The following is a 15256-nucleotide window of genomic DNA, read 5'->3' as shown; positions in this document are numbered from 1 at the left end:
GCCAAAGCAGCGCCTCGTTTGCCGTGCTATTCCCTCTCCACCCACCCCGACACCGGCGGAAATATCGCCAATCCTGGGTCAGCTCTGTGATTGCACTCACGCTTTGCCCGCGAAATCGCAAAAACTAGGAAATTTTCCTAACTGCCCTAGGGATGGCTCTCAAGCCATTTTTTCCGCCCCTGATTAGAGTCACCCCACCTGATGTCGTGACCCGCACCACGACGGGCGAAATGCCCCGTCCTTCGGCAGCGGGCCCGGGTTTACACGGGCAGAAGCAGGCTAGCCGGCCACCCTTTTGCCCCCTTTCCGTGGCGTGACCTCCCATAACTGCACAACAACGCAAGGGGCGCGGCGGAATAGCGTCTATCTCGCAGAGGATGAACGAAAATGTTGAAATTTCTTGAACAGGTCCGGGTTCCCACCCTCGACCTGCCGGTAGAAGCCCGGCGCAAACTCTGGTTCAAGCCGTTTATGCAATCCTATCTGGTTGTATTTATTGGCTATCTGACCATGTATCTGATCCGCAAGAACTTCAACATTGCGCAGAATGACATGATCCAGTCCTACGGTCTCTCCATGACCGAGCTCGGCATGATCGGCCTTGGCTTCTCCATCACCTACGGGGTGGGCAAGACCATCGTCTCCTACTATGCCGACGGCAAGAACACCAAGCAGTTCCTGCCGCTGATGCTGATCCTCTCCGCGCTGTGCATGCTGGGCTTCAGTGCCAGCATGGGCGGCACCGGTTTCAGCCTCTACTTCATGATCTTCTTCTACGCCCTGAGCGGTTTCTTCCAGAGCTGTGGCGGCTCCTGCAGCTACTCCACCATCACCAAGTGGACTCCCCGCAACAAGCGCGGCACCTATCTGGGCATGTGGAACCTCTCCCACAACGTGGGCGGTGCCGGTGCGGCCGGTGTGGCGCTGTTCGGTGCCAACTACCTGTTTGATGGTCACGTGCTCGGCATGTTCATCTTCCCCTCCATCATTGCGCTGATCGTCGGCTTTATCGGCCTGCGCTTTGGTAGCGATTCGCCGGAAGCCTACGGCCTTGGCAAGGTGGAAGAGCTGTTTGACGAAGTGGCGAGCGAAGAGGATATCGCCACCGAGGAGCAGAAGCTGACCAAGTGGCAGATCTTCGTGAAGTACGTGCTGCTAAACAAGGTGATCTGGCTGCTCTGCTTTGCCAACATCTTCCTCTACGTGGTGCGTATCGGTATCGACCAGTGGTCCACCGTCTATGCCCACCAGGAGCTGGGCTTCTCCAAAGACGTGGCTATTCAGGGCTTTACCTTCTTCGAAGTGGGCGCTCTGGTCGGCACCCTGATGTGGGGCTACCTCTCCGATCTGGCCAACGGCCGTCGTGGTCTGGTTGCCTGCGTGGCACTGGCGCTCATCATCGCGACCCTGGGTCTCTACCAGCACGCCACCACCCAGTTTATGTTCCTGGGCTCCCTGTTCACCCTGGGCTTCCTGGTGTTTGGTCCGCAACTGCTGATCGGCGTCGCCGCCGTGGGCTTCGTACCCAAGCAGGGCATCAGTGTGGCCGATGGCGTCAAGGGCACCTTCGCTTATCTGATTGGTGACAGCTTCGCCAAACTGGGTCTGGGCATGATTGCCGATGGCACCCCCATCTTCGGCCTGACCGGCTGGACCGGCACCTTCGCGGCGCTGGACATGGCAGCAGCCGCCTGTCTGGTGCTGATGGCCTGCGTGGCAATTGCCGAAGAGCGCAAGATCCGCCGCATCAAGCGCGAGCTGAAAGCCGCCGAACTGGCGACCCAGACCGCCTGATAGTCATAACAACCGACGCAGATTGTTCAGGGCTACCCACACGGGTAGCCCTTTTTGTTTAGCCAAACTAAATACTCAAGTGGCCCTTTTGCGCCATTTTTGCGGCCCAAAGCCCTATCGAGATCCCACTTTTGGCCGGGGCTTTTGGCAAAAAATCCCCGCCGGCGTTATCTTGTTGGCCCCCCGTTTCGCACAGTCCAGAGCCAATGAAGATCATTGCCGTCACCGCCTGCCCGACCGGCATCGCCCACACCTATATGGCAGCCGAAGCGCTGCAAAAAGCCGCCGCCGCCCTCGGCCTCAAGATCAAGGTCGAAACTCAGGGCGCCATGGGGATGGAGAACTCCCTCACCGCCCGCGACATCGCCAGCGCCGATCTGGTGCTGATCGCCTCCGACATCGATATCGAGCAGAAGGAGCGTTTCCTCGGCTGCCATATCCATCGGGTGAGCCTCGAAACCGTACTGCTCGATGCGCAGGCGGTGCTGAGATCACTGCCCCGGCCCAGCTGATGCTAAGCCGCGAGATCACCTTCTACTGCCATCAGGGGATGAGCATTGCCCGCACCAAGCAGCTGAGCCGGCTGGCGGGGATGTTCAAATCCTGCATTCGCTGCGCCAACCTCACCCGGCGCCAGACGGTTATCGCCAGCAATCAGCTCTCCCTGCTCACCCTCGCCACCCAGCCCGGCGATCTCTGCCAGTTGCAGATCGAGGGCAACGACGCCGAGCTGGCCCATATGGCCTTCACCTGCTGGTGCGGCGAGCAGGGTCAGCCACTGGTGCGCCCCGCCAGCGCCGCGCTGGCCGAGCTGCGTCTGGCAAGCGCCCTGCCCGACTACCACTTCGCCCTGCGCCAGCTGGCTCACAGTCCCGTCACTCTGACCAAGAGCGAGGCGCTCGAACACCTGATCGACCTGCTGCCCGCCGAGCTGGTCAGCGACAGAGCCCCGCTGGAGGAGGCGATCAGTCGGCGCGAGCAGATCGCCGCCACCATCATCTGCCCGGGCCTCGCCATGCCCCACGTGCTTTGCGAGGGGATAAGCCAACCCGCCCTGAGCCTGCTCAGCAGCCCGGCCCCCATCGAGTGGGGCTCGCAGCTCGGGCCGGTGCAGACCATCATCCTGCTGGCGGTGCCGACCGGCTGCGGGCGCGACACCCTGCTCCCCCTCACTCGGCTGGCCCGCGCCCTGATGGACGAAGTGATAAGCGGCGCCCTGCTGCAAGCAAGCTCGGCCCCCGCCAGACAAGCCATCGTGATTGAAAACCTGCTCGGTTGACCCTCGGCCGAAAGCTGCCAATTTTCCCGAGCTCTCTTTACCAACCACTCCCATTCATCCTGCCGTCAGCCCCCTGTGGTACACTCGCTGCCATTCCCACTTGCCAATCCGCTATCCGATGAAATCTGCCCGATCCCGACTCTCGCTGCCAAACCGTCCCGCCCGCGATGGCGCTCCCCGCTCTGCTGCCCGGCCAGCCGAATCCCGCCACGTTGCGGCGCGCAAGCCGGAGCTGGCCCCCGAGGATCGCAAGCTGCTCCTGTTGAACAAGCCCTACATGGTGCTCTGCCAGTTCACTGACGAGGCGGGCCGCGAGACCCTCAAGGATTACATCAAAGAGCCCGGCATCTACGCCGCAGGCCGGCTTGACCGCGACAGCGAGGGGCTGTTGCTGCTCACCAACGATGGCAAGCTGCAGGCGCGCCTCACCCAGCCGGGGGAGAAGACCCCCAAGACCTACTGGGTGCAGGTGGAAGGCATTCCGAGCGAAGAGCAACTGGCCGCCCTGCGCGCCGGTGTCGAGCTCAACGATGGCATGACCCTGCCCGCCGGGGCCCGCATCATGGATGAGCCTGCGGTGTGGCCGCGCAATCCGCCCATTCGCGAGCGCAAGGAGATCCCCACCTGCTGGCTGGAGATCAAGATAGTGGAGGGGCGCAACCGGCAGGTGCGGCGAATGACCGCCCATATCGGCCACCCCACTCTGCGCCTTATTCGCTACGCCATCGGTGACTGGACCCTCGATGGTCTGGCCCCCGGCGAGAGCCGCGCCCTGCCCGCTCCCGAGTTGGCGCCCGCCCCGCGCAGGGCACAGGCACCCAACAAACCGCGCAGTCAGGGCACGGGCAGCAACAATCCGCGCTCTGCCCAACCGACCCGAAGCCCCCATGGTCAGGGCCAGGGGCGCGACAGCCGTGACACGAGCCCGCGCCCGGCCAATCGCAGTAGCGGCCGTGGCACCGCACGCCGGCCGGCCCGCAGCAAACCCTCGGAATAACGTACAGCCTGCTGGCAATCGAACAGTCCCGCTGGCAATCGAACACTACAGAACAGCGCTGAATCGAGCCCCTGCTCCGACTGGGGGCCAAACCGGTAACGAGACAAGGAGTCCTTATGAGCGATAACCTTCCTGCATCGCAGGAGAAAACGCCGCACGAGCGCATGCAGGCCAGATTGACGGTCGCCGCGCTGGTGCAGTGGCAGGGCCGCTTTCTGGTGGTGGAAGAGGAGATAAAAGGCCAGCGCCGCTTCAACCAGCCCGCCGGTCATGTGGAGGCCGGTGAAGATCTGCTCACCGCCGCCTGCCGCGAGCTGAAAGAGGAGACGGGACTGACCGCCACGCCTACCTCCTGGCTTGGCACCTATCTCTACAAACCGGCCGACAGCGAGGTCACCTATGTGCGCACCGCCATCATCTTCGACCTTGAAAAAGCACCGGGTCAGCACCATCCAGAGGATCCTGACGGCGATATCCTCGCCTGCCACTGGCTCACCCTGGAGGAGATCGCCGAGTGCAAACCGGCCCTGAGAAGCCCCTTGGTATGGCAGTGCATCGAGGATTATCTGGCGGGAACACGCCTGCCGCTCTCGGCGCTCAAGGCCTTTATCCAGAGCTAGGGGTAAAGCAGGCATCCGCTGGCAATCGCCACAAGAAAAACGATTTCCTGTCGCAAGGTTCCTGATGGGGACAGTGGCATGGAGATGTGACCGGGGGCGCAAAACTCTGGTAGAATACGCCCCGTTTAAACGAACTGGTAACTTCGACTAATGACAGACAACAGCCAAATCAAGGTGATCGTCGGCATGTCCGGCGGCGTGGATTCTTCCGTCTCGGCCTACCTGCTCCAGCAGCAGGGCTATCAGGTCGAAGGCTTGTTCATGAAGAACTGGGAAGAAGACGACACGGACGAGTACTGCTCTGCCGCCCAGGATTTGGCTGATGCCAAGGCCGTCTGCGACAAGCTGGGGATGAAACTCCACACCATCAACTTCGCGGCCGAGTACTGGGACAATGTGTTCGAGCACTTCCTCGAAGAGTACAAGGCTGGCCGCACGCCGAACCCGGATATCCTTTGCAACAAGGAGATCAAGTTCAAGGCGTTCCTCGAATTTGCTGCCGAAGAGCTGGGTGCTACCTACATCGCCACCGGCCACTATGTGCGCCGTGACGACAGCACCGGCCGCCCGCGCCTGCTGCGCGGTCTCGATACCAACAAGGATCAGAGCTACTTCCTCTATACCCTGAGCGAGAAGCAAGTGGGTCAGAGCCTGTTCCCGGTTGGCGATCTGGAGAAGCCGGAGGTACGCCGCATCGCCGAGCAGCTGGATCTCATCACCGCCAAGAAGAAAGACTCCACCGGTATCTGCTTTATCGGCGAGCGCAAGTTCAAGGACTTCCTGGCCAAGTTCCTGCCCGCCCAGCCCGGTAAAATCGAGACCGTGGATGGCAAGGTGATCGGCGAGCATCAGGGTCTGATGTATCACACCCTGGGCCAGCGCAAGGGGCTCGGTATCGGCGGTCGCAAAGATGCCACCGAAGAGGCCTGGTATGTGGTCGACAAAGAGGTCGAACGCAACGTGCTGGTGGTGGCGCAGGGCGAACATCCCCGCCTCTACTCCGATGGTTTGATTGCCAGCCAATTGCACTGGGTGGATCGCACCCCCATTCGCGAGCCGCGTCGCTGCACCGTCAAGACCCGCTACCGCCAGCAGGATATCCCCTGCCTGATCCAGCCCATCGACGACGAGACCATCCGGGTCATCTTCGACGAGAAGCAGGCTGCGGTGACCCCGGGCCAGTCCGCCGTCTTCTACGACGGGGAAGTGTGTCTGGGCGGCGGCATCATCGAACAGCGTTTCAGCCATCCGGTTTGAGCCAATAGCAAAAGGCAGCATACGTGAGCGATAAATTCCAAGACAGAACCATGGCCTTTGCCGGCATCTGCCAGGCGGCCGCGCTGGTCCAGAAGGTGGCCCGCGACGGCAGCTGTGACGAGGCCGCCCTGCGCGAGAGCCTCTCCAGCATTCTGGTGACCAATCCGAGCCACCCGCTCGAGGTGTTCAACAACACCCATCTGGCCATTCGCGACGGCTACCGCGCGCTGGTCGAGCAGCTGGGTGCCGATGGCAGCCAGAAGAATGCCGAGCTGACCCGCTATGTGGTGAGCCTGATTGCGCTGGAGCGCAAGCTGGCCAAGCGCAAGGACATTCTCAACATGCTGGGTGAGCGGATCAGCCAGATCGGTCGCCAGCAACAGCACTTCGATCTGCTCGACGAGCAGATCCTGGCCAACATGGCGAGCATCTACAGCGACCTTATCAGCCCCATCGGGCCACGCATTCAGGTGGCCGGCACCCCGCTGTTCCTGCAGCAGCCGCTGGTGCAGCACAAGGTGCGCGCCCTGCTGCTGGCAGGCATCCGCGCCGTGGTGCTGTGGCGCCAGCTCGGTGGCAGCCGCACCCAGATCATCTTCGCTCGCAAGAAGATGGTGGAACTGGCCAAGCGTTACTAATCATTGGCTTGCGCGCAGGCAGAGGGAGGACAAGGTGAACAGCCGCACATCAGCCTTGATACACCCCGACCGGCGCGCAAGTGAATACGGATCCCCCACACCAATCATCAGGAGTTCACCCCATGGAGCTGTCCGCGCTGACTGCTGTTTCCCCGATTGACGGTCGTTATGGCGACAAGGCCGATGCCCTGCGCCCTATCTTCTCCGAATTCGGCCTGCTGCGTTTTCGCGTTGAAGTCGAGGTTCGCTGGTTGCAGAAACTGGCCAGCCACGCCGGGATCCCGGAAGTCCCTGCCCTGAGCGCGGCCGCCAACGCCCTGCTCGATGGCATCGTCAGCAACTTCAACGAGAGCGACGCCGCCCGCATCAAACAGATCGAGCGCACCACCAACCATGATGTGAAAGCGGTGGAGTACTTCCTCAAAGAGAAAGTCGAAGTGAACCCGGAGCTGGCGGCTGTCAGCGAGTTCATCCACTTCGCCTGCACCTCGGAAGACATCAACAACAACTCCCACGGTCTGATGCTGAAAACCGCCCGCGAAGAGGTCATCAAGCCTTATTGCGAGAAGCTGATCGGCGAGATCAAGCGTCTGGCTCACGAGTACCGTGACATGCCGCTGCTCTCCCGCACCCACGGCCAGCCGGCGACCCCGAGCACCATGGGCAAGGAGATGGCCAACGTCGCCTACCGTCTGGAGCGCCAGTACAAGCAGATCATGGCGGTGGAGATCCTCGGCAAGATCAACGGCGCAGTCGGCAACTACAACGCCCACATCAGCGCCTATCCGGAAGTGGACTGGCACCAGTTCTCCGAGGAGTTCGTTACCTCCCTGGGTCTGACCTGGAACCCCTACACTACCCAGATCGAGCCACACGACTATATCGCCGAGCTGTTCGATGCCATGGCCCGCTTCAACACCATCCTGATCGACTTCGACCGCGATGTGTGGGGTTACATTTCACTGGGCCACTTCAAGCAGCGCACCATCGCTGGCGAAATCGGCTCCTCCACCATGCCGCACAAGGTCAACCCCATCGACTTCGAGAACTCCGAAGGCAATCTGGGTCTGGCCAATGCCGTGTTCCAGCATCTGGCGAGCAAGCTGCCCATCTCCCGCTGGCAGCGTGATCTGACCGACTCGACCGTGCTGCGCAATCTGGGTGTTGCCATCGGCTATTCCCTTATCGCCTACCAGTCCACCCTCAAGGGTATCTCCAAGCTGGAAGCCAACGACGCCGCCATGGCCGCCGATCTGGATGCCAACTGGGAAGTGCTGGCCGAGCCGATCCAGACCGTGATGCGCCGCTACGGTATCGAGAAGCCCTACGAGAAGCTCAAAGAGCTGACCCGTGGCCGCCGCGTCGATGCCGAAGGGATGCGCACCTTTATCGACACCCTGGAGCTGCCGGAAGCGGTCAAGGTCGAGCTGAAGAAGCTGACCCCGGCCAACTACATCGGTGACGCCCAGCGTCTGGTTGATCTGCTGAAATAAGCGGATAAATGACACTACCGGGGCCCTGTGCATGATCTGCAACAGGGCCCCGGTTATTTTATGTGGCACCCTATACACGGTTTGCAAGAGGGCTTGCCCGAGGCCGGCAGCCGCCTCTGGCAAGACCTCTCCTGACCTTTGTCGAACCCTTTGACGAGAAGATCTATGTACGAACTCAATCTGGATATCGCTCACTTCCTCGAGCACTACTGGCAGAAGCGCCCGCTCCTTATCAAGGGCGGCTTCAAAGACTTTCAGGATCCCATCAGCCCGGATGAGCTGGCGGGTCTGGCCATGGAGGAGGTGGTAGAGTCCCGTCTGGTCACCCGTTTCGAGGGCAAGTGGGATGCGGCCCACGGCCCCTTCGAATCCTATGACCATCTGGGCGAAGAGAACTGGACCATTCTGGTACAGGCATGCAACCACTGGGCCCCCGAGGTGAACGAGCTGGCGGTGCCGTTCCAGTTCATTCCGGGCTGGCGCTTTGACGATGTGATGGTGAGCTTCTCCACCCCTCACGCGGGTGTCGGCCCCCACATCGACAACTACGATGTCTTCATCACCCAGGGTATCGGCAAGCGCCACTGGCGGGTTGGCGATGCCAAGCCCCTCAACGAGTTTGCCGCCCACGCCGCATTGCTGCACTGCGAGCCATTCGAGGCGATCATCGACGTCATCATGGAGCCGGGCGACATCCTCTACATTCCGCCCGGATTCCCCCACGAAGGCTACGCCATCGAGCCCTCCATGAACTTCTCGGTGGGCTTCCGCGCGCCGGATGCCAAGGCGCTTATCTCCTCCTTTGCCGATCACCTGATCGACAACGAGGTGCGTACCGAGCGTTACGGCGATGCCGACCTCAAACCCCGTGCCCGTCACGGCGAGATCCAGCCCCACGAGCTGCATCGTCTGCGCGAGCTGATGCAACAGGCGCTCGATGACGAGACCCTGTTCAAGGAGTGGTTCGGCACCATGATCTCAGAGGCCAAGCACGATCTGGATGTCAATCCGGTCGAGCCGGACTACAGCGCCGAGGAGGTAGCCGACCTGCTGACCCAGGGCGAGCCTGCCATCAAGGTGCCGGGCCTGCGCAGCGTCTGGTTCAGCGGCGAGAGCCAGCAGTGCTATATCGATGGCGAAGCCTGGACCCTGCAGAGCGAAGATGCGGCAGCCATTTCGCTGTTGTGTGACAAAGACATCATCACTCAGGCCGACATGGTGGAGCTGGCCGATCAGGCCGGTTTCCTGCAACTGCTGACCCGACTGGTCAACCGCGGGTACTGGTTCTTCAACTGATCCGACAACCGTCGCGCAGAGATAAAAAAGGAGGGGTATCCCTCCTTTTTCTGTTTAATGCAGCGCACATCATTTATGAAAAAGAAAGAGCACCAGCATAGTCGCGAGCAGGGCTCCAACCAGGATCAGGGTCGTGGATGAGAAATGCCTCTGACCGTCCCCCGCTTTCCAATTTGCATATATCGTTGCCAACACATCACTGACCACCACAATCCCTGCCGTCAGTACAATAAAGCTCGCCATGCTCAAACTTTGTCCCGGAATAGCCAAAGTCAGCCATGAAATGATCACCCAGTGAATGCAGTAAATCGGGGTAACATTTTTACTCCAGCGACCCGCGATATCCTTGATAAAACCAGGTACATAACGTACCAGATAACTCAATATAGCGAGTTCAAATATGACACCACCAGTAAAAGTGATATTATCCGTCAAGATATGATGGTAATAACCAGTCTCAAGATTCATACCTGTTGGAATAGAGAACAAAAAATTGAAAAGGTATATACCGAAGAAAAATACGACTGCCGCAACAACCCCCGATATCAGATAAAACTTTCTTTTATCAGTGCAGCGGATCAGATAATCGCCAAAAATATATCCGGCGATGGGGTAAAATGCCCATGTCAGGAATGGGAAATATGAACTTTCATTACTTCCCCAAAAAAGTCCAGCCAGAGAAGATACGGGCAGAGTCTGGGTTTGCACTGGCAATAGCAAAATATTTATCAGGGCAAAAACCAATCCGGTGATACCGATAGCAATCTTGTTAAACTGGAAGAAATTGAAGCCAGCAAACATGATCATTGCCAACCCTGAAAATTGCAGGATATCCACAATCATCAGCTCATTGAATCCCTTGTAGAGATAGCTGATGTCTGCGCTATTGAATCCCATAATTACGTTTGGGATGAATCCACGTACAAAACTGAGCAGGTAGGCTGTACATAGCAGAGCAAGACCACGCCAGGCCATTGATGCCGGTTGATTCTTCCTTGAATAATTTATGCCGATACCAAGCAGAAACATGAACATGGGGGCAGCAGGAATATCCCCATTAAAATCATTTATATCAGCCAGTAGTGTGTCCCATACTCCTGCATTGGCAAAAACCAATTGTACATGGATGATAATCATAAATAGCACGGCTAAGCCTCTGGCTATATCTAGCTCAGGTTGCCGACCACTGTTTACTTTATCCGGAGAAAACATATCTCACCTGCCTTTAATTCATATCACTGGTTACGGCATAGCCATGCAACAATATGGCATTGCTAACAATGCCATAACGTATAACCTCAAACTTATAGAGAAACTCGTCTTATATGGTCATTCCACCATAAACGTCATAAACATATCAAAGAACACACCAAAAAAGGCGATACTGATACCAAATATAAAAAGATAGAGAGTGTGTCTATAATAAGTCAGTGCATCATCATCCTGACGGACACTTAATATTCTGAACAATACAAAGATCATGCTCACTGTGCCAGAGAACACACACATGCCGATCAAATATGCCTGCCACGCAGAGCCAACATGTTCGACGTCACCACGCACCCATGTCGCCATATAATTGAGCAAAAAGCCCAAGATAATACCGTTGGCAGTTACCATTGGTGCTCGTAGATTGGTTATTTTATCATCTTTCATTTACTCCCCCTGAAACCGGAATTATATTCACATCACCATACTATCATCAGCGCTTATGAAATATAGATCCCGGTTGGTTACATGGCAAGAAGGAGCAATACCATGCAAGGTATTACTCCATCTCCAGATTTATATCTCCGTCTGCAGTTAAATTATTGTGTCAGTCGTGATCTGCCTCAAGGATTTTTTCTGCCGCATAGTAACCAGATTGCACTGCTGCCTCAAAAGTTGGGTAGATCATATAGTCGCCCGCCAACACTATCGAGTCATCATCACTGTTATTCAGTTTGAGCAATCTGTCATATGCCCCCAATGACATCACTGGATAGCCATATGGGAATCGCTCAATATCGTAACCTGTAATTTTTTTACTTGCTGCGGAAAATATTTTATCCAAATCACGATAGACATTCTTCAGCAACTCATGATCGCTCATGGTCAAAATTGACTGATCATGACTGGTCTTGGGAGCGATGTAGACAGAAATGATATTGGCTCGATCTTTTTTCTGCTGATCGTAAAACCGTTCAACCCAGGTAGCATCATAAACATCAGTGAAGAAGTAACTGTCTGGCACGGCCAAATCAAACGCCTTGTCAAATATCGGCGTATCAGAGAATAGTGCGACCGTAACATAAGGAGCGTAAGTTATCCCCTTCATGATCTCTTTACGCTCTGACGACAAAACAGCATCAGCGATCTTCAGAGTCACCGGAGCCGGGGTCGCAATGACAACTCTCCTGGCCAGAATAGTGGCTTGCTTGCCCCCTTTTTGGGTGTATACCACTGCATAATTTTCACCTTGTCTGGTAATACCGGTGACTGTACTCCCGGCTCTGAGCTTGCCATTCAACGCATGCCCCAACTTGTCAGTCAGCTCGGAGATACCCTTGGTAAAGGTGTAAGAGTTGGAACTCTCTTTTTTCGCCTCTGCATACTGCTCCGCAGCACTGCCAGGTTCATCATCCAGCACATAACCATGTTCGTCATCGTCATAATCAAATGCGACCTCGGGGATCAGACTCAGTGCAGATATCTCCTGCAGACCAGCCCCAAAAAGCCCACGGCTGGTCACATTGTATTTATCTATATAAACCTCAGGAATTCCATTCGCTGTTAACCAGCTTTTGGCATCCATATAATCCATTTTTTTCGTACGATCATTATATTCCGTATCAGGTATTTCATCGTAATGCTTATATTCTGATGAAATTAGTTTGATGAAATTATTATATGTTTCCAGATCACTATGCTTTATCAAATGTCTGGCAATACCATCACTACCATAACTGATAGATTCCCCATCATAAATAGCATCCATTGGTGAGGGGATTTCTTTCATTTCAAGACCGAGCTTGCTCACCATACCTGCCAGCACATCATCGGGCTCCCCCAGATATTCTGTACCTTTGGCATAGGTAAACTGTTTATGGTGTCCTGAAGAGGTACGCCCACCAACAGTGTCATTTTTTTCCAACAAGACAAGATCTTTATCTTTCAGAAAATATCCTGCGGTAAGACCTGATATACCGCCACCGACGATCACTATATCATGAAACTCAACTTGAGCTGGCTGCACGCCAGACTCACGAGCACAAAGAATAGTTACCGGCAGCAAACAACATATACCTATGAAGGCAACCTTCTTATTTAAACCATTTCTTATATTATTCTGCATAGTGTCACCTCTATCTTTTCCATCACCCATTTTACGTTCATTAAGGGATGCGATTTAGACCGGAGGAGATAACCTCATCAGCTGCCCTTACACCAGATAAATAGGCACCATGTACCGTCTGAAAGAAGTGTCTCTCGGTCGCCTCACCAGCAAAAAAGAGACGATGTGCAATACTCTTCGCCAAATCGTCCCTAGCCTTGGGAGTTGCGCCCAATCCGTTGTATGAATAAGCTCCCATAGCATAAGGATCCGCACTCCAGCGTGTAATCAAGTAGCTCACCGGGTCTGGAATATTTGCACCATACATGGCTCTCAATGCTGCCATCGCACTGGACACTGTATCCTGATCGTCCAGCTGTTCAACATGAAGCGCAAACTCGGCAGCATTAAAGCCAATCAAAACTGGCTGATTGGTATGTTTGGCCAAGCTGGCCCATTCAACCCATTGTCCTTTATTGCCAGTATCGGGGATATTGTTAATCCAGTCGTAGCGAGTATCCCAAAATGCGTAGGGGAAATGGAGGCAACATTTATTCAGCGTACCAACACCAAGTTTTTTAATTGCTTGTGCTTTCCTGCCTGGCAATGGTGGTTGAAATTCCACACGACCTGATTTCAAAACGCCCAGTGGTAAAGTGACAATTACTTGCGCAGCTTGATATGTCCGGCTTTTTGTTTTAACGATAACCTCTGCATTACTCTCATATTCAACTTTTATAATTTCCTGTTCAAGCCGGATATCTAAATCCTGAGCAAGGTACTCGACAACGGACTGATAACCGTTATACAAAACCCATTCATCACCAGAAAAATCTTCATCACTATCAAACCAATATGAAGAGAGCTGTTCTATGGATCCGCCATACTCATGCTCTATGGTGCTACTTAAAACAAAATCGATAATTCGTTGTTCTTCTTCAGAGCGTGAGGAGTAGGAAAGATGGGAGTAAATGCCATCCCGCAATGAGACATCACGTTCCGCATCCTGCAAAATCATTATTGCAGCAGATATTTCATCTTCAATCAAAGTAAGGCGTGCATACTGGGATGAACTCAGTTTATGAGAACCGCCATAAAAAATATCTGCGCTCTCCGAATCGGTGGAAAAGTGCTTGATACCCAGCTCATCAACCAATCTTGAAACAGGATTTTGTGGCCCGGCACCGTGAATCCATGTTGCCCCAAGATCGATAGCAGGCCCCGCCCACTGCGAAGAGGTATGCAAACGCCCCCCAATACGATCCCGGGCTTCAAGTACCAATACGTGGTATCCGGCATCACGCAATTTTTTAGCCGCGACAAGACCTGCCACACCGGCGCCAATCACTATGACTTGCCATCTATCGGTAACCGCAGAATTCAACTCGCCCATGGTATTAGCGTCTCCTCTCCTATGACCAAGTTGCCAGTAAACCGATTGGTTAGAGGCAATATTGTCACTGCAACCGGTGAAACATTTCAGACAACATTCACTCTTTTTGAGCGACCGCTCAAAACTACTGTAAGGGCTTGCTACAAGTCAATAGCAACATCACTATCAAACGCTGTTTCTTGAATCATGCAGTGAGAAGAATGGGGATGAGCCATCCAGCAAACAGCCGCATCCATGCAGTGAATATGATGGGGATACAGACAGGGGCAGAGGAAAAATACTATTTAAAATCAATAGTAATGCATGATTGAACATGACAGATGGCTCGTTTCACCATCACTACTGCCCTATGTGAAAACCTGTACGACAAAAGGCGCCTTATGGCGCCTTTTTTATTGCTATGTGCCCAACGGTTCAGCCAGGAATGGCGCCGCTGTTGAAGGTAAAGCTGTAGCTATCGCCACGGCAGAGGCTCTGGCTCACCTCCAGCAGCTCACCCTGAGCCGTGTAGCTGCGCTGCATCACGGCCAGCACCGGCATGCCGACCGGCAATCCCAGCATGGCGCTCTCGGTCTGGCTCGGCACCTGCTGGTGGATCTGGTACTGCTGGGCGACAGGCTCAATCCCCTCCTCTCGCCAGTGGGCGTAGAGCGAGCCCTCCAGCAGATCGGGGCGGGGCAGGAACTGGCGAGGGATATAGGTGGTCTCGATGGAGGTGGGGTCATCGTTGACGCAGCGCACCCGGCGGATCTTGGCGATTTCTGTGCCCTCAGCCACCCCCATCAGGGCAGCCTGCTCGGCGCTGGCGGCCACCAGCTCGCGCGCCAGCCAGCGATCGCTCAGCGCCCCGAGCTGGCTCAACTGGGCGGTAAAACTGCCACCGGCGAGGTTATAGGTAAACGGAGCGTGCACGACGGTGCCCTTGCCCTGCTGCTTGATCACCAGCCCCTGCTCCGCCAGCAGGGAGATCCCCTTGACCACGGTGGCCCGGGAGAGGGCGAGACTGTCGGAGAGCTGACGCTCGGAGGGGAGCACGCAGCCGTGGGGCAGCAGTTTGCGCCCGATAGCCTGCTGCAGCCCCTGCGCCAGAATGAGATAGAGCGGCTCATCCCCTGCACAGGCCAGCCGTTGTTTCAACTCGTCAAACAGGTGTTCAGCACTCTCTCTCTGCATAGC

The 15256-nt window shown here is 55.7% G+C and carries 14 protein-coding genes; 9 read left to right on the top strand and 5 right to left on the bottom strand.

Annotation, left to right across the window (positions count from 1 at the left end):
- Nucleotides 1-387: 387 nt before the first annotated feature.
- The 9 genes from uhpT to NOM67_RS10585 all read left to right on the top strand — a co-directional run bounded on the left by uhpT (nucleotide 388) and on the right by NOM67_RS10585 (nucleotide 9374).
- Nucleotides 388-1794 carry a hexose-6-phosphate:phosphate antiporter gene (gene uhpT, locus NOM67_RS10625; protein ID WP_041208873.1) on the top strand — a complete coding sequence of 469 codons (1407 nt, stop codon included), beginning with the start codon at nucleotides 388-390 and terminating at the stop codon, nucleotides 1792-1794.
- Between the two features lie 206 nt (nucleotides 1795-2000).
- Nucleotides 2001-2306, top strand: a complete 306-nt coding sequence (locus NOM67_RS10620) for a PTS fructose transporter subunit IIB (RefSeq protein ID WP_033114409.1) — start codon at nucleotides 2001-2003, stop codon at nucleotides 2304-2306.
- Nucleotides 2306-3073, top strand: a complete 768-nt coding sequence (locus tag NOM67_RS10615; protein ID WP_255936842.1) for a PTS sugar transporter subunit IIA — start codon at nucleotides 2306-2308, stop codon at nucleotides 3071-3073. The genes NOM67_RS10620 and NOM67_RS10615 overlap by 1 nt, the downstream gene beginning before the upstream one ends.
- Before the next feature lie 118 nt (nucleotides 3074-3191).
- Entirely contained in the window at nucleotides 3192-4070 is an 879-nt protein-coding gene (rluE, locus tag NOM67_RS10610) for a 23S rRNA pseudouridine(2457) synthase RluE (RefSeq protein ID WP_255936841.1), read from the top strand.
- Between the two features lie 116 nt (nucleotides 4071-4186).
- Entirely contained in the window at nucleotides 4187-4690 is a 504-nt protein-coding gene (locus NOM67_RS10605; RefSeq protein ID WP_255936839.1) for an NUDIX hydrolase, read from the top strand.
- 150 nt (nucleotides 4691-4840) lie between these two features.
- Nucleotides 4841-5947 carry a tRNA 2-thiouridine(34) synthase MnmA gene (mnmA, locus tag NOM67_RS10600; RefSeq protein WP_005353619.1) on the top strand — a complete coding sequence of 369 codons (1107 nt, stop codon included), beginning with the start codon at nucleotides 4841-4843 and terminating at the stop codon, nucleotides 5945-5947.
- 23 nt (nucleotides 5948-5970) lie between these two features.
- A complete protein-coding gene (gene hflD, locus NOM67_RS10595) occupies nucleotides 5971-6585 on the top strand; it encodes a high frequency lysogenization protein HflD (RefSeq protein WP_041208876.1) in 615 nt (204 codons plus the stop codon).
- Nucleotides 6586-6707: 122 nt separating this feature from the next.
- The gene (gene purB / locus NOM67_RS10590; protein WP_041208877.1) at nucleotides 6708-8078 is read left to right on the top strand and encodes an adenylosuccinate lyase; all 1371 of its coding nucleotides are present in this window, start codon (nucleotides 6708-6710) and stop codon (nucleotides 8076-8078) included.
- A gap of 165 nt (nucleotides 8079-8243) precedes the next feature.
- A complete protein-coding gene (locus NOM67_RS10585; protein WP_255936836.1) occupies nucleotides 8244-9374 on the top strand; it encodes a cupin domain-containing protein in 1131 nt (376 codons plus the stop codon).
- Nucleotides 9375-9443: 69 nt separating this feature from the next.
- Here NOM67_RS10585 and NOM67_RS10580 read toward each other — a convergent pair whose 3' ends face one another.
- The 5 genes from NOM67_RS10580 to NOM67_RS10560 all read right to left on the bottom strand — a co-directional run bounded on the left by NOM67_RS10580 (nucleotide 9444) and on the right by NOM67_RS10560 (nucleotide 15253).
- Nucleotides 9444-10586: a heparan-alpha-glucosaminide N-acetyltransferase domain-containing protein gene (locus tag NOM67_RS10580; protein ID WP_255936833.1), complete on the bottom strand. Its 1143-nt coding sequence runs from the start codon at nucleotides 10584-10586 to the stop codon at nucleotides 9444-9446.
- Between the two features lie 117 nt (nucleotides 10587-10703).
- Entirely contained in the window at nucleotides 10704-11030 is a 327-nt protein-coding gene (locus NOM67_RS10575; RefSeq protein WP_104014220.1) for a hypothetical protein, read from the bottom strand.
- A gap of 160 nt (nucleotides 11031-11190) precedes the next feature.
- On the bottom strand, nucleotides 11191-12738 hold the full coding sequence (locus NOM67_RS10570; RefSeq protein WP_156853281.1) for an FAD-dependent oxidoreductase: 1548 nt from the start codon (nucleotides 12736-12738) through the stop codon (nucleotides 11191-11193).
- Nucleotides 12739-12748: 10 nt separating this feature from the next.
- Nucleotides 12749-14080, bottom strand: a complete 1332-nt coding sequence (locus tag NOM67_RS10565; RefSeq protein ID WP_156853280.1) for an FAD-dependent oxidoreductase — start codon at nucleotides 14078-14080, stop codon at nucleotides 12749-12751.
- A gap of 414 nt (nucleotides 14081-14494) precedes the next feature.
- Nucleotides 14495-15253 (bottom strand): GntR family transcriptional regulator, encoded by a 759-nt coding sequence (locus NOM67_RS10560; protein ID WP_156853279.1) that lies wholly within the window; start codon nucleotides 15251-15253, stop codon nucleotides 14495-14497.
- Between the last annotated feature and the right edge of the window lie 3 nt (nucleotides 15254-15256).

The sequence above is a fragment of the Aeromonas sp. SG16 genome (genome assembly GCF_024436135.1).
In the GTDB taxonomy this organism is placed as follows: Bacteria; Pseudomonadota; Gammaproteobacteria; order Enterobacterales; family Aeromonadaceae; genus Aeromonas; species Aeromonas jandaei.
This window is presented reverse-complemented; position numbering and strand designations above follow the sequence as displayed.

Bases quoted from the DNA above. Each gene is read 5' to 3' on its own strand.
- uhpT (WP_041208873.1), top strand. From the start codon at position 388: ATGTTGAAATTTCTTGAACAGGTCCGGGTTCCCACCCTCGACCTGCCG.
- NOM67_RS10620 (WP_033114409.1), top strand. From the start codon at position 2,001: ATGAAGATCATTGCCGTCACCGCCTGCCCGACCGGCATCGCCCACACC.
- NOM67_RS10615 (WP_255936842.1), top strand. From the start codon at position 2,306: ATGCTAAGCCGCGAGATCACCTTCTACTGCCATCAGGGGATGAGCATT.
- rluE (WP_255936841.1), top strand. From the start codon at position 3,192: ATGAAATCTGCCCGATCCCGACTCTCGCTGCCAAACCGTCCCGCCCGC.
- NOM67_RS10605 (WP_255936839.1), top strand. From the start codon at position 4,187: ATGAGCGATAACCTTCCTGCATCGCAGGAGAAAACGCCGCACGAGCGC.
- mnmA (WP_005353619.1), top strand. From the start codon at position 4,841: ATGACAGACAACAGCCAAATCAAGGTGATCGTCGGCATGTCCGGCGGC.
- purB (WP_041208877.1), top strand. From the start codon at position 6,708: ATGGAGCTGTCCGCGCTGACTGCTGTTTCCCCGATTGACGGTCGTTAT.
- NOM67_RS10585 (WP_255936836.1), top strand. From the start codon at position 8,244: ATGTACGAACTCAATCTGGATATCGCTCACTTCCTCGAGCACTACTGG.
- NOM67_RS10580 (WP_255936833.1), bottom strand. From the start codon at position 10,586: ATGTTTTCTCCGGATAAAGTAAACAGTGGTCGGCAACCTGAGCTAGAT.
- NOM67_RS10575 (WP_104014220.1), bottom strand. From the start codon at position 11,030: ATGAAAGATGATAAAATAACCAATCTACGAGCACCAATGGTAACTGCC.
- NOM67_RS10570 (WP_156853281.1), bottom strand. From the start codon at position 12,738: ATGGGTGATGGAAAAGATAGAGGTGACACTATGCAGAATAATATAAGA.
- NOM67_RS10565 (WP_156853280.1), bottom strand. From the start codon at position 14,080: ATGGGCGAGTTGAATTCTGCGGTTACCGATAGATGGCAAGTCATAGTG.
- NOM67_RS10560 (WP_156853279.1), bottom strand. From the start codon at position 15,253: ATGCAGAGAGAGAGTGCTGAACACCTGTTTGACGAGTTGAAACAACGG.